Annotated in this window: 15 protein-coding genes; 9 read left to right on the top strand and 6 right to left on the bottom strand. The window is 70.9% G+C overall.

Features of this window, described 5'->3' with window-relative positions:
• Nucleotides 1-28 precede the first annotated feature (28 nt).
• Nucleotides 29-997, top strand: a complete 969-nt coding sequence (locus H7965_RS18810; protein WP_186772126.1) for a Bug family tripartite tricarboxylate transporter substrate binding protein — start codon at nucleotides 29-31, stop codon at nucleotides 995-997.
• A gap of 6 nt (nucleotides 998-1,003) precedes the next feature.
• On the opposite strand, the gene H7965_RS18805 is transcribed toward H7965_RS18810, so the two are convergent.
• From H7965_RS18805 to H7965_RS18790, 4 genes are all read right to left on the bottom strand, one after another.
• Nucleotides 1,004-1,492: a GNAT family N-acetyltransferase gene (locus H7965_RS18805; protein ID WP_186772125.1), complete on the bottom strand. Its 489-nt coding sequence runs from the start codon at nucleotides 1,490-1,492 to the stop codon at nucleotides 1,004-1,006.
• Nucleotides 1,493-1,516: 24 nt separating this feature from the next.
• Complete coding sequence (locus H7965_RS18800; RefSeq protein ID WP_186772124.1) at nucleotides 1,517-2,281, bottom strand: creatininase family protein; 765 nt, start codon at nucleotides 2,279-2,281, stop codon at nucleotides 1,517-1,519.
• On the bottom strand, nucleotides 2,271-2,474 hold the full coding sequence (locus tag H7965_RS18795; RefSeq protein ID WP_186772123.1) for a hypothetical protein: 204 nt from the start codon (nucleotides 2,472-2,474) through the stop codon (nucleotides 2,271-2,273). Before H7965_RS18795 ends, H7965_RS18800 begins: the two co-directional genes overlap by 11 nt.
• A 70-nt stretch (nucleotides 2,475-2,544) precedes the next feature.
• Nucleotides 2,545-3,177 (bottom strand): DUF6134 family protein, encoded by a 633-nt coding sequence (locus tag H7965_RS18790; RefSeq protein ID WP_186772122.1) that lies wholly within the window; start codon nucleotides 3,175-3,177, stop codon nucleotides 2,545-2,547.
• A 271-nt stretch (nucleotides 3,178-3,448) separates the two neighbouring features.
• Here H7965_RS18790 and H7965_RS18785 point away from each other — a divergent pair, with 271 nt between their 5' ends.
• The 8 genes from H7965_RS18785 (at nucleotide 3,449) to H7965_RS18750 (ending at nucleotide 11,265) form a co-directional block, all read left to right on the top strand.
• The gene (locus H7965_RS18785) at nucleotides 3,449-4,000 is read left to right on the top strand and encodes a SixA phosphatase family protein (protein WP_315898702.1); all 552 of its coding nucleotides are present in this window, start codon (nucleotides 3,449-3,451) and stop codon (nucleotides 3,998-4,000) included.
• 83 nt (nucleotides 4,001-4,083) lie between these two features.
• Nucleotides 4,084-5,550: a CYTH and CHAD domain-containing protein gene (locus H7965_RS18780; RefSeq protein ID WP_186772120.1), complete on the top strand. Its 1,467-nt coding sequence runs from the start codon at nucleotides 4,084-4,086 to the stop codon at nucleotides 5,548-5,550.
• A gap of 77 nt (nucleotides 5,551-5,627) precedes the next feature.
• The gene (locus tag H7965_RS18775; protein ID WP_186772119.1) at nucleotides 5,628-6,191 is read left to right on the top strand and encodes a thermonuclease family protein; all 564 of its coding nucleotides are present in this window, start codon (nucleotides 5,628-5,630) and stop codon (nucleotides 6,189-6,191) included.
• A gap of 145 nt (nucleotides 6,192-6,336) precedes the next feature.
• The gene (gene gltA, locus H7965_RS18770; RefSeq protein WP_186772118.1) at nucleotides 6,337-7,656 is read left to right on the top strand and encodes a citrate synthase; all 1,320 of its coding nucleotides are present in this window, start codon (nucleotides 6,337-6,339) and stop codon (nucleotides 7,654-7,656) included.
• Nucleotides 7,657-8,157: 501 nt separating this feature from the next.
• Nucleotides 8,158-8,610 (top strand): MarR family winged helix-turn-helix transcriptional regulator, encoded by a 453-nt coding sequence (locus tag H7965_RS18765; RefSeq protein WP_186772117.1) that lies wholly within the window; start codon nucleotides 8,158-8,160, stop codon nucleotides 8,608-8,610.
• 16 nt (nucleotides 8,611-8,626) lie between these two features.
• Nucleotides 8,627-8,815 (top strand): hypothetical protein, encoded by a 189-nt coding sequence (locus tag H7965_RS18760; protein ID WP_186772116.1) that lies wholly within the window; start codon nucleotides 8,627-8,629, stop codon nucleotides 8,813-8,815.
• Between the two features lie 9 nt (nucleotides 8,816-8,824).
• Complete coding sequence (locus H7965_RS18755; RefSeq protein WP_315898703.1) at nucleotides 8,825-9,721, top strand: HlyD family secretion protein; 897 nt, start codon at nucleotides 8,825-8,827, stop codon at nucleotides 9,719-9,721.
• Entirely contained in the window at nucleotides 9,721-11,265 is a 1,545-nt protein-coding gene (locus H7965_RS18750; protein ID WP_186772114.1) for a DHA2 family efflux MFS transporter permease subunit, read from the top strand. Before H7965_RS18755 ends, H7965_RS18750 begins: the two co-directional genes overlap by 1 nt.
• Here H7965_RS18750 and H7965_RS18745 read toward each other — a convergent pair.
• Both H7965_RS18745 and H7965_RS18740 read right to left on the bottom strand, forming a co-directional pair.
• Nucleotides 11,262-11,903 carry a glutathione S-transferase family protein gene (locus H7965_RS18745; protein ID WP_186772113.1) on the bottom strand — a complete coding sequence of 214 codons (642 nt, stop codon included), beginning with the start codon at nucleotides 11,901-11,903 and terminating at the stop codon, nucleotides 11,262-11,264. The genes H7965_RS18750 and H7965_RS18745 overlap by 4 nt on opposite strands.
• Nucleotides 11,904-11,958: 55 nt before the next feature.
• Nucleotides 11,959-12,705, bottom strand: a complete 747-nt coding sequence (locus tag H7965_RS18740; protein WP_186772112.1) for an enoyl-CoA hydratase-related protein — start codon at nucleotides 12,703-12,705, stop codon at nucleotides 11,959-11,961.
• Between the last annotated feature and the right edge of the window lie 124 nt (nucleotides 12,706-12,829).

Genomic DNA, 12,829 nt, shown 5'->3' with positions numbered 1-12,829 from the left:
CCCGGCAACGATATCGGGAGAGGCTTCCATGACCATCCTTCGCCGCAGCCTGCTGGCCACCCCTGCCCTGCTGGCGGCACCCGCGCTGGCCCAGGGGTGGTCGCCGGACCGGCCGATCCGCATCCTGGTGCCCTATACCCCGGGCGCCATCAACGACACCTTGGCCCGGCTGATCGGCGAGCGGCTGGGCGATGTGCTCGGCCAGCATGGGCTGGTCGAGAACCGGCCGGGCGCCAGCGGGTCGCTCGCCATCGCCGCCACGGCGCAGGCGGCGCCGGACGGGCAGCTGATCGCGGTGGCGAATACCGCCAACCTGGCGATGAATCCCTTCCTCTTCGCCAATACCGGCTATGATCCGCGGCAGGATCTGACCCCGCTCGCGGTCTGCGCCCGGGTGATGAATGCACTGGTGGTCCCGGCCGCCAGCCCCTTCCGCACCCTGGCCCAGTTGGTCGAGCAGGCCAGGGCGACGCCCGGCAAGCTGAGCTACGCCAGCTCCGGCGCCGGCAGCAGCCCGCATCTGGCGGCCGAGCTGTTCAAGCACCGCACCGGCACCGACATCGCCCATGTCCCCTATCGCGGCAGCGCGCCGGGGCTGGCCGATCTGATCGCCGGGCGGCTGGACTTCAGCATCGACAATCTGCCGAACACCCTGCCGCATGTCGAAGGCGGGCGGCTACGGGCGCTGGCCGTCACCGGCAGCGAGCGCGATCCGGCCATGCCGGATGTGCCGACCTTTCAGGAGGCCGGCTTCCCCGGCTACGAGGTCTATGTCTGGTTCGGTTTCGTCGGCCCGGGGCGGCTGCCGGCGGCAATCCGCGATCGGCTCGGGGCCGCGATCATCCGCATCGCCACCGGTGCCGAGACGGCGGAGCGCATCCGCCGCGCCGGCGCCACGGTCTGGACCCGGGACCCCGCGCAATTCACCGCCCTGCTCGGCCAGGAGCTGGAGAAATGGGGCACGGTGATCCGGGCCGCCAATCTACGGATCGAGTAGCTCGATCTACACCGGTGGGTCGTCGCGGCGGATGATGAAGCCATTCGCCACCCGCTCCATCCCGAGCGTCGGATACCAGCTCATCGGCTTCGGCGCGGAAAGCAGCAGCAGCATGCATTCCGGCCCGATGATCCGCTTGGTCTCGGCGATCAACGCCCGGCCGATGCCGCGCCCTTCGAAGCCCGGATCGACGCAGAGGTCCGAGAGGTAGCAGGCATAGGCGAAATCGCTGAGGCTGCGGGCGACCCCAACCAGCCGCCCCGTCGCGTCACGCGCCGTCACCACCAGATTGGCACCGGCCAGCATCCGCGCCATGCGCGCCGGATCATTCACCGGCCGGCCGAGGCCGGAGGCGCGGACCACGGCGATGAACTCCGCCGGATCCAGCCTTCCCTCCTCCCGTGCAACGCTGATGCCGGGTGGCGGGGTGGCGAGCGCCACCCAGGCGGCATGGCCGCGCAGCACCGGCGGGTCCTCGGGCAGATCATCCGGCATCGGCAGGTCCTCGCAGGCGGCGCGTCACGCCCAGAGCTTCGGGTTCAGCAGCACCTCGGCCATCTTCGCCGAGATCGCCGCCAGCAGCTTCTCGCCTTTCTCCGCGGTCGCGGCGCGCGCATCGCCGACCACACCCGAGGGCGACAGCGCCTTGAAGGACCGCCGCATGGCGAGACCCGGCGGCTGACCCTCGACCCGGGTCGACATCGGGCCATGCGCCTCGGCCAGGCGTTCGGTGCGGACGCTTTCGGGGCGGAGGTGCATGATCATCGAGGTCTCCGCCTCGCAGGCATGCATCAGCCCGGACTGCCGCTCCAGCAGCGGACCGATCACCTCCGGCACCACATGCCAATAGGTGCCGCCGGCCACCTTGATGCCGAACTCGACGGAGAATTCGGTGGCGGCGACGGCGACCGCCTCGGCATTGCCGCCATGGCCGTTCAGCAGCATCACCCGCTTGAAGCCGTGCCGCGCCGCCGATTTCACAATGCCACGAAGCACGCCGGCGAAGCTCTCATACTCCAGCGTGACGGTGCCGCCGAAGGCCATGTGGTGCTCGGCGAGGCCGGTCCAGACGCAGGGGGTGACCACCACCGGCCTGCCGGCGGCGCTGATGCGCTGCGCCGTGGCATGGGCGACGCCGGTGCCGAGGATGATGTCGACGCCCGTCGCCAGATGAGGGCCGTGCTGCTCCAGCGAGGCGATGGGGATGATGACCATCGCGTCCTCGACGGCGCGGGCACGCAATTCCTCGGCGGTGAGGCGCATCCATTCGAATTCATAGGCCATCGGTTCTCCCCTCCTGGCTCGGCGCGGCCGATCGACCCCGGCCGGGCAGCGGCTCCGCCATCGCCGGAACCTGCGCCCACCCCGGCACATCATCCAGCCGTCCAGCGCTGCCGATCGCTAGCGGGCGGAAGCTGATATCGCGAATATGCGGCAGCGGCTCCGCCTCGGCCATCGCATGGCGGGGGATGGGCATGGGCCGGCTCTCCGGCGCACCGCCTCTTGCGCGCGGCGCAGCGGCGGTCAAGCGGGGGTCGCTCCGCCGGTTACCCGATCCGCTCATAAGTCACCGTGCTACCGTCCTCGGCCTTGGTCTTCCAGGCGACCCAGCGGCCATCGGCGGCGTAGCGCCCCTCGCTCTCCTCCTCGCCGGTCACGCTCCAGCGCGCCCCGCCATCGGCCAGCGCGGCATGGGAGAATCGCAGCCGCATCGGCTTGCCGGTGTCATTGGCAAACAGCGGGCGGCCGTCGAAGCGGCGCACATCCCACCAGCTCAGCGGCGCCGCATTGGCCGGCAGGCGCAGCGCGCCCTCCGGCCCCTGCACCTGGATGCCATTGGCATCGGCCCGCGCCACCATCTCGGTCACCGTGCCGTTGCGGTCGCGGCGGGAGGTGGCGTCGCGCAGCCGGCCATCGGCCCAGACCTCGGTGAAGCGGTGCTGGAAGCGGAAGACGGTGATGCCCATCAGCTTCACCTGGATATCCACTTCGGTGCGGGCGGAGAGCACGCCATCAGCCTCGTTGAAGATGACGCGGTGCAGGCCGATCGGCGAGCCCTCGCGCAGGATGCGAAGGCGCAGCTCGCCCGGATGCGCCGCGGCCGCAAGCGGCAGCAGGGCTGCCAGCAGTGCGCGCCGCTGCACGGTCGGCCAGGTGCCGGGCTCCCGGCCCCTTCGCATCAGCGCGCCTCGGCCGGGCGGCGGGTCGGGGATTGCCTTGCGGTCGCCTCTGCCATCTGCGGGGTCCTTGTCAGTGGATCGGCGATGCACGCCCGGAGCGGGTTCGGCGACGGCCAGCCTCGGCCCGGCGGCGCCGATGCCGGCCTGATGTAGGGCTCCCACGCCGCTACCGCCATGGCGGCGGGGCGCACCACATGCCTCCGGCGCCGCCACTGCAAGGGGCACGACATTCTGGCCCGATCGTGGCACCATGCGGGGGATGCGCCAGCTGATGCTGCTCCGGCACGCCAAATCCTCCTGGGACGACCCGGGCCTGCCCGACCATGCCCGGCCGCTCAACGCTCGCGGCCGTCGTGCCGCCGCGGCCATTGCCCAGGCGATGCAGGAGCTGCGGCTTTCACCCGACATTGTCCTGGTCTCCTCCGCCCGCCGCACCCTGCAGACCTTGGAGGCGCTGACCCCCTTCGAGGATGGCGCGCTGATCGAGCCGATGGACGCACTCTACCTTGCCCCCTGGGCGCGGCTGCTGGAGGCGATCCAGGCGGTGCCGGAGACTGCCCGCAGCCTGCTCGTCCTCGCCCACAACCCCGGCCTGCACGAGCTGGCCCTGGCGCTGGCCGGGGCTGGCGCCCAGGCCGGCACCCATGCAGGCGCCGCCGGCCGGCCAAGCCGCGACCTGCAGCGCCTGACCGAGGGCTACCCAACCGGAGCCCTGGCTGAGTTCACCATCGCCTCCAGTTGGCGCCAGCTCGAACCTGGCGGCGGCCGGCTGGTGCGCTTCCTGGCGCCGCGCGACCTGCTGCCAGCGGAGCTACCCGCCTGAACACCTTCGATCCCACCGGCACCACCGCCGAACTGTCGCCTGCGGCCGAGGCCCCGCCTGCCGAGCTGCTGCCTGCCGGCCAGGTGCTGGAGCTGGAGCTGGACCCGGCCGCCGCGGCGCGGCTGCCGCGCCACCCGGTGATCGCCGCGCACCGCGACGGGCGCAGCCGTGGCCTGGCCGAGGAGCTTATCTGGCAGGACACCGCCAAGGGTTCCCTGGCCGCCGCCGGGCTGGCGCTGGAACGCGGCCGGCGCGGCCCGGCCCGGCTGCTGTGGTCGATGCCCGAGCCTGGCCTTCCCTGGCGCCCCGGCATCCCGCCCGAAGTCGCGGTGGAAGACCTGCCGGATGCGCCGCTGGTGCCGGTCGCTGCCTTCAGCGGCCGCCGCAGCCTGCTGGTGCTGCGCCTGCCGGAAGGCCCGGTGCGGGCGGAGCTGCTGGCCGGCAAGCTCCGCGCCGTGGCGGACGAACGGCCGCTGGCGCGGCTGCTGCTGGAAGGGCCGCCGGCGGCGGTGCTGGCGTTGGCTCGCAGCCTCGCGGCCGATGTGCCGCTGCTGCCGCCGAATACGTCCCTGGCTGAGGCGGGCCGCGCCCTGGCCCAGGGCACCACGCCGCGACCGCGCCGCCGTGGCGCCCCGGATCTTGGCACGGCGACGACGGTGGAAGCGGCACTGCTCAGCGCCCTGGGCCATCTGCTGGAGGTAATGCTGCACCACGCTCCTGCCTGCCAGCTTGGCAAGGGACCGGAGGGGGTGCACCAGCTGCGGGTGGCGCTGCGCCGGCTACGCTCGGTGCTGAAGGTGCTGCGGCCGGCGGTGCGCTGCCCGGAGGTGGACGGGTTCGATGTCGGGCTGAAGCGCCTGGCGGCGCGGCTGGGACCGGCGCGCGACTGGGATGTTTTCCTTGGCGGCATGGGCGCGGCGGTGGCAGCGGCATTGTCTGGCGAGCGGCGGATCGCCACGCTGCTGAAGGCGGCGGAGGCGCGCCGCCAGACAGCCTATGCGGCGCTACGCCAGGAGCTGGAAGGGCCGGGCTTCCGCCTGCTGGTGCTGGACGGGCTGGCGCTGCTGTTGCAACGCCCATGGCATGGCATCGGCTGTGCCCTCGGGCAGGTGGCGGCGGTGGATGCCAAGCCGCGGCTGCCGCCGGACACCCCGCTCGAGGATTTCGCCGCGCAGCTGCTCGATCGCCGGTGGCGCAAGCTGGCCGACAAGGGCGAGGATATCGCGGAGCACGGCGCCGAGGCGTTGCATGAGCTGCGGCTGGAGGCCAAGCGGCTGCGCTACGCCGCCGAGCTCTTCGCCCCGCTCTGGCCCGGCAAGTCGGCACGGCGGTTCCAGAAGCGGCTGGCGGCGCTGCAAGAAGCGCTGGGGCTGGCGAATGACGCCAGCGTGGCGCGCGGGCTGGTCGCCTCGCTGGGCAGCAAGGTGCCGGCCTGGGCGGTTGGCGCGGTCGAGGGCTATGCCACGGCGCGCGCCCTGCCCGCCCGCAAGCACGCGCTTGCCGCCTGGGAGGATCTGCGGCTTGCCGCGGTTTTCTGGCCCGAGGTCTGAAGCCACGACGAATTACGAATTACGCGAATGCGATCCAGGGTTGCGGCCGACCCGGCCGGCGCGTTAGGCGTTGGTCCATGCGCACCCGCCGCATCTTCCGCCCCGCCCCTTCCCCCCGCCGCTGGGGGACCCTTGCCGTCGGCGCCGCAGCGGTGCTCGGAGCCGCGGCGATCGCCGTGGCGGTGCCGCGGGAGTTGTTCGGCTCCGCCCCGCGCGACCAGTTCTGGACTGCCGGTCCCGAGGAGGTGCGGGTGCTGGACGGCGACACGCTCCGCCTCGGTGACCGGGTGCTGCGGCTGGCGGCGCTGGAGGTGCCGGACCGCGGCCGTGCCACCTGCCGCGACGGCGCCAGCCAGCCTTCCGATTGCGCCGGGCTCGCCGCTGAAAGCCTGGCACGGCTGGTGGCTGACCGGGCGGTGGAATGCCGGGTGCAGGGGCGCGACCGGCTCGGCCGCGGCCTCGGCACCTGCCGCGCCGGTGGGGTGGAGCTGAACGCCTCGCTGGTAGCGGCCGGCTGGGCGCTGGCGGAGCCCGGTGCGCAGCCGGCACTCGCCGCCGTGGAGGAAAGCGCGCGGCAGGCCGGGCGCGGGCTCTGGGCCTCCGGAGCCAGCCCGCCCGAACGCTGGCGTGGCCGGCCCTGACCCGTTCCCGCCGGGGGAATGTTCTTGGTTCGTCGCGCGATGCGTTGCCAAGGCCCGAAACCCACCGATATCTTGCGGCTATATCGCAGTGCACCAAACCGGCAACGCCCTGTGCGACGCCGCAACACCCGAGGGACATCAGACCATGAGCAGCACGGCTTCCGGGGCGGCCAAGCCGACCGTCACCGTCACGCTGGACGGCACCAACCGCAGCACCACCCTGCCGCTGCTCTCGGGCTCGATCGGTCCGCAGACGGTGGATATCCGCAAGCTGTATGGCGACCTCGGGATCTTCACCTTCGATCCCGGCTACGGCGCGACCGCAAGCTGCGAGAGCAAGATCACCTACATCGACGGCGACGCCGGCGTGCTGCTCTATCGCGGCTACCCGATCGAGCAGCTGGCGGAGAAGTCGGACTTCATCGAGGTGGCCTACCTGCTGCTGGAAGGCGAGCTGCCGAATGCGGCGCAGCTCGAGGCCTTCCGCAAGGGCATCACCAACCATACCATGGTGCATGAGCAGCTGCGGCGGTTCTTCGACGGCTTCCGCCGCGATGCCCACCCGATGGCGATCCTCTGCGGCGTGGTCGGCGCCCTGGCCGCCTTCTACCACGACAACCTCGACATCAATGACGCGCGGCAGCGCGAGATCGCGGCCTACCGGCTGATCGCCAAGGTGCCGACCATCGCCGCCTGGGCGTATAAATATTCGATCGGCCAGCCCTTCATGTATCCGCGCAACGACCTGAGCTATGCGGAGAATTTCCTCTACATGCTCAACGCCGTGCCGGCGGAGCCCTGGAAGGCCAACCCGATCCTGTCGCGCGCCATGGACCGCATCCTGGTGCTGCACGCCGACCACGAGCAGAATGCCTCCACCTCGACGGTGCGGCTGGCCGGCTCCACCGGCGCCAACCCCTTCGCCTGCATCGCCGCTGGCATCGCCGCCCTCTGGGGGCCGGCGCATGGCGGCGCCAACGAGGCGGTGCTGAAGATGCTGACCGAGATCGGCAAGCCGGAGAACATCCCGGCCTTCATCCGCGAGGTGAAGGACAAGAACAGCCACACCAAGCTCATGGGCTTCGGCCATCGGGTCTACAAGAACTTCGACCCCCGGGCGAAGATCATGAAGGACACCTGCCACGAGGTGCTGGGCGAGCTCGGCATCAAGGACGAGCCGCTGCTCGACATGGCGATGGAGATGGAGCGGATCGCGCTGACCGACGACTACTTCATCTCGCGCAAGCTCTATCCGAATGTCGACTTCTATTCGGGCATCATCCTGAAGGCGATGGGCATCCCGACGCATATGTTCACCGTGCTCTTCGCGGTGGCGCGGACCACGGGCTGGGTCAGCCAGTGGAAGGAACTGATCGAGGATCCCTCGCAGCGCATCGGCCGGCCGCGGCAGATCTACAGCGGCGCGGTGCAGCGGGACTACACGTCGGTCGATCGCCGCGGCTGAGCGGCGCGGTTGATCCACCGCCCTGCCGGGACCAGGCTCCCGGCAGGGCCTCGGCGCCGCGCTCGTCGCCTCCCATTGCTGGCCGGGCAACCAATGTGCGGAGTTGCCCGCCGGGCTGGCGCGGAGCATCAGCGGATGGCTGAAGACCCTCAGCCATCCTCGTACCACGCGCTTTCGCCTCGGCGCGCATGTTTCCGTGCTCTTCCCGGACCTGGCGCCGGTGGCCTCCTCCGGCGGTGCGCATATGCGGACCTTCAGCACTTGCCGAATGCCGAGAGGCGCCGCGTCCATGCGCGGACGACCTGAATGAGGCGGCGCTGCTGCCCCACCCAACGGATTGCCGCGAGGCATCGCGAAACCTGCTGCCGAGGCGGTCGCCGCCGCTGAAGCCGCGCTGAAGGGCTGAAGGGCTGAAGGCGCCGCATGGCCGATTTGTAAGCCAGCCAACAATTGAGAAGATCATAACGCGGCTTATGTTCAGCGGCATGAGAATAAGCCGCGATGCCTGACCAGCCCGACGAGCTCCTGATCCTGCTGACCGAGGTCGCCCGCCTGGTGCGGACCCGGGCCGACCGTCGCGCCCGCGCCCACGGCATGACCCGCGCCCAATGGATTACCCTGGTCCGGCTGCGCCGCCAGGATGGCATGACCCAGCGCGAGCTGGCCGAGATCCTGGAGGTGGAGCCCATCACCGCCGGGCGGCTGGTCGACCGGCTCGCCTGCCGTGGCCTGATAGAACGCCGTGCCGACCCCGCCGATCGCCGGGTCTGGCGGCTGCACCTGACCGCTGCCGCCGATCCCGTGCTGGCCGAGATCGACGCCGCCCGCCGTGGCTTCGCCGCCGAGACGATGCAGGGGCTGGGCGAGGCCGAACGCAGCGCCACCCGTGCCGCGTTGCTGCGGCTGAAAGCCAATCTGCTGGCCCCGGATGCCGATGCCGGCGAGGCCGCCTGAGAAAGCGAAGGAGACCATGCCCGAAGGATCGATCCGTGCCACGCAGGCCCCTGCGGCGGCAACCGAAGCCGAGCCGCCGCCCCGTCGCCGTCGCTGGCTGCGCCCGGCGCTGATGCTCGGCGGCGTGCTGGCGGTGGCGATCGGCGCCGGCGTCCTCTGGCTGCATGGCGGCCGCTACGCCGGCACCGACGATGCCTATGTCTAGGCGGACAAGCTGCTGCTGGCCACCGATGTCGCCGGCATCGTCCAGCGGATCGCGGTGCGCGAGGGTGATAGGGTGCAGCCAGGCCAGGTTCTGGTGGTGCTCGACCCCGCACCGTTCCGTCACGCGCTGGACCAGGCGCGGGCACAGCTCCAGCAGACCGCGCTGAGCCTCGGCGCCATGCAGGCGGACTACCAGCGCATCCAGCGCGACATCGCGGCGCAGGCGGCGGCGGTGAACCTCGCCCAGGTGCAATTCGACCGGCAAAACCAGCTGGTCGGCACCAGCGCGGCGCTGCGCTCGGCCTATGATCAGGCGCGCTTCGGCCTGCTGCAGGCGCAGCAGCAGCTGGAGTCGCTGCGCGCCCAGGCGCAGGTGCAGCTTGCGAAGCTCGGCGGCGACGCCAACGCACCGGTGGAGCATCACCCGGACTACCTCGACGCTGCCGCCCGCGTCGCCGAGGCGGAGCGGCAGCTCGACCACACCACCCTCCGGGCGCCCTTCGCCGGGGTGGTGACGCAGGTCTCCTCGGTGCAGCCCGGGCAATACCTGGCGGCGGCGACGCCGGCCTTTGCGCTGGTCTCCTCCGACCATGTCTGGGTGGATGCGCTGCCGAAGGAAACCGACCTGACGCATGTGAAGCCGGGTGATCCGGCCACCATCACCATCGATACCTATCCTGGTGTCATCTGGCAGGGCAGCGTGGAGAGCATCAGCCCGGCCTCGGGTTCGACCTTCAGCGTGCTGCCGGCACAGAACGCCTCGGGCAATTGGGTGAAGGTGGTGCAGCGCATCCCGGTGCGCATCCGGGTCGAGCAGCCGGCGGATGCGCCGCGGCTGCGCGCCGGGATGAGCGCGGTGGTCTCGATCGACACCGGCCACGAGCGGCACCTGTCGGACATCTTCTGATGGATGAGAGTCCAAGGGACGAGGAGCCGGTCGCCAGCCGCGGCATCATCACCGTCTGCGCCATGGCGGCGACCTTGATGCAGGCGCTGGACGGCACCATCGCCAATGTGGCCCTGCCCTACATGCAGGGTGGGCTGGCGGCGACTGCCGACCAGATCACCTGGGTGCTGACCAGCTACATCACCGCCGCCGCCATCCTGACCGCGCCGGTGGGGTTCCTGGCGGCGCGCTTCGGCCGGCGTGCGGTCTTCCTGGTCTCGGTCGGCGGCTTCACCGCCGCCTCCGTGCTCTGCGGCGCGGCGCAGTCGCTGCCGCAGATGGTGGTGTTCCGGCTGCTGCAGGGCGCCTTCGGGGCGGCGCTGGTGCCGCTTTCGCAATCCACCATGCTCGACATCTATCCGCCGGCGCAGCGCGGCTCCGCCATGGCGATCTGGGGCATGGGGGTGATGGTCGGGCCGATCCTCGGGCCGACTCTGGGCGGCTGGCTGACCGAGAGCTGGAATTGGCGCTGGGTGTTCTACGTGAACCTGCCCTTCGGCATCCTCGCCTTCCTCGGGCTGATGGTGTTCCTGCCGAAGGACCGTGGCGATGCCGGGCGTGGCTTCGATTGGCTGGGCTTCGGCGTGCTGGCGCTCGGCATCGGCGCCTTGCAGATCATGCTCGACCGGGGCGAGCTGCTGGCCTGGTTCGGCTCCACCGAGATCATCCTCGAGGCGGTGCTGGCCGGGCTCGGCATCTACCTGTTCCTGGTGCATCTGGCGCTGGCGCCGCGGCCCTTCATTCCGCCGCGCATCTTTCGAGACCGGAATTTCGCAGCCGGGCTCGGCATCATGTTCGCGGTCGGCGCCATCCTGTTTTCCACCGCGGCGCTGCTGGCGCCCTATCTGCAGATCCTGGGTGACTACCCGGTGTTCACCGCCGGGCTGGCGATGGCGCCGCGCGGCCTCGGCACCATGGCGGCGATGTTCGTGGCCGGGCGGCTGGCGGCGCGGTTCGACCCGCGGCTGGTGATGCTCGGCGGCATCCTGCTGCTGTCCTGGACCCTCTGGACCATGATGCACTGGACGCCGGACGTCTCGATGACGACCCTGGTGACCACGACGGTGCTGCAAGGGATGGGGCTCGGCTTCGTCTTCATCCCGTTGAACCTCGTCGCCTTCGCCACCCTGGACCCCGCCCTGCGGACCGATGGCACGGCGCTGATCAGCCTGCTGCGCAACCTCGGCAGCGCCATCGGCATCTCCGCCATGGCGGCGCTGCTAACGCGGAATACCCAGGTGATGCATGCCGATCTCGCGGCCAATATCTCGCCGCTGAACCGGCTCTTCGAGTTGCCGGCGATCCACCGCTTCTGGGATTTCACGACCGCCGGTGGCGCCGCGGCGCTGAATGCGGAGGTGACGCGGCAGGCCAGCATCATCGCCTATGGCAATGACTTCTACCTGCTGATGCTGCTGGCACTGGGAATGCTGCCGCTGCTGCCGCTGATGCGCCGGCCGCCGCGCGCGGTCGCGGCGGGGCCGGCGCATGCGGCGATGGATTAGGAGGTGACCGGTGACGGCGGCTTCTGTTGCGGCAGCAGGGCGTCGTCGATCGCCTTGGCCCGCAGCGCCGCGGTGCGGGTGCCGATGCGACCCCAGTATTGCTCGAAGGCCGGGCGCTTCTCGATGGTGCCGAATTGCATGCCCCAGCCGATCTGCGCGCCGAGATAGACATCGGCGGCGCTGAACCTCTCCCCCGCCACGTACCGGTCGTGCGAGACCGCCTGCTCCAGCACATGCAGCACGGCGTCGAGGCTGCCGAAGCCGGCCATGGCCTCGCGTCCCTCCGGCACCACCAGCCCGAGCGCCTTGTTGGTCGCCGCCTGCTCCAGCGGGCCGGCGGCGAAGAACAGCCAGCGGTAATAGGCGGCACGCTTCCCCGGCGGCGGCGCCAGCCCGGCGGCGGGGAAAGCATCGGCGAGGTAGGCGCAGATCGCCGCCGCCTCCGTCACCACCGCCTCGCCGTGGCGCAGCGTCGGCACCTTGCCCATCGGGTTGATCGCCAGATACCCGGGCGCCTTCATCGTCGTGGCGTAATCCAGCACCTCGGTCCGGTAGGGCTGCCCGACCTCCTCCAGCATCCAACGGACGATCCGGCCGCGCGACATCGGATGAGTGTAGAAGACGAGATCTTCGGGCATCGGGCTACTCCCCCCTCGGCAACGCGCCGCCCCAACCGCCGGGCGGCCCCCGGGTTCAACGCTTCGGCTTCAGCACATTGGCCATGATCGCCTGGGTCTCGGCGGAAGCCAGGCGCTCGGTGAAGATCGCCAGCTCCTCCTCCATCCGCGCCAGCAGCGCCGGCTGGTCGGGCCGCAGCAGCCGCTTGGTCGCCCGCAGTGCCTCCGCCGGCTTCCGCGCCAGCGCCCGCGCCGTGGCCGTCGCGTTCGGTAGCAGCTCCGTCCGCGGCACCACCCGGTTGACAAAGCCTAGGCGCTCGGCGGTGGCGGCGTCGAAGAACTCGCCGAGGAACATCAGCTCCGCCGCCTTGTGCCGCCCGACGATCCAGGGCACCAACAGCGAGGAGCCCAGCTCCGGCACCACGCCGAGGTCGACGAAGGGTAGCCGGAACCGCGCCTCCGGCGCCGCATAGACCAGGTCGGCGTGCAGCAACATGGTGCAGCCGATGCCGATGGCGAGGCCCTGCACCGCGGCGACCATCGGCTTGTCGAGCGCCGCCAGACCGGAATAGACCCGCCTGCTCGGGCGTGGGCCGGCATCGGCGGGACGGCTGCGGAAATCGGCGATGTCGTTGCCGGCGCAGAATACGTCCTCGCAGCCGGTGATCAGCAGACAGCGAATCGCATCCTCCGCCGCGGTGCGCTCGATCGCCTCGGCCAGGCCGGCGTACATCGCCTGGGTCAGTGCGTTCTTCTTCTCCGGCCGGTTGAGCGTCACCGTGCAGACACCCTCGGCAACCTCGATGCGGACCTGCTCGGACATGGTGTTTCCTCCTGCGCTGCGCGGCATAGCAGGCGGGTGGGCCGGCGGCGTCAAGCGTTCCGGCGATGCCCCCTCGCCGCCACCGCGCCGACGTGGCAGCCTGGGTGCAACAAACGGGAGGACA

This window comes from Siccirubricoccus deserti (genome assembly GCF_014283215.1).
GTDB lineage: Bacteria > Pseudomonadota > Alphaproteobacteria > Acetobacterales > Acetobacteraceae > Siccirubricoccus > Siccirubricoccus deserti.
This window is presented reverse-complemented; position numbering and strand designations above follow the sequence as displayed.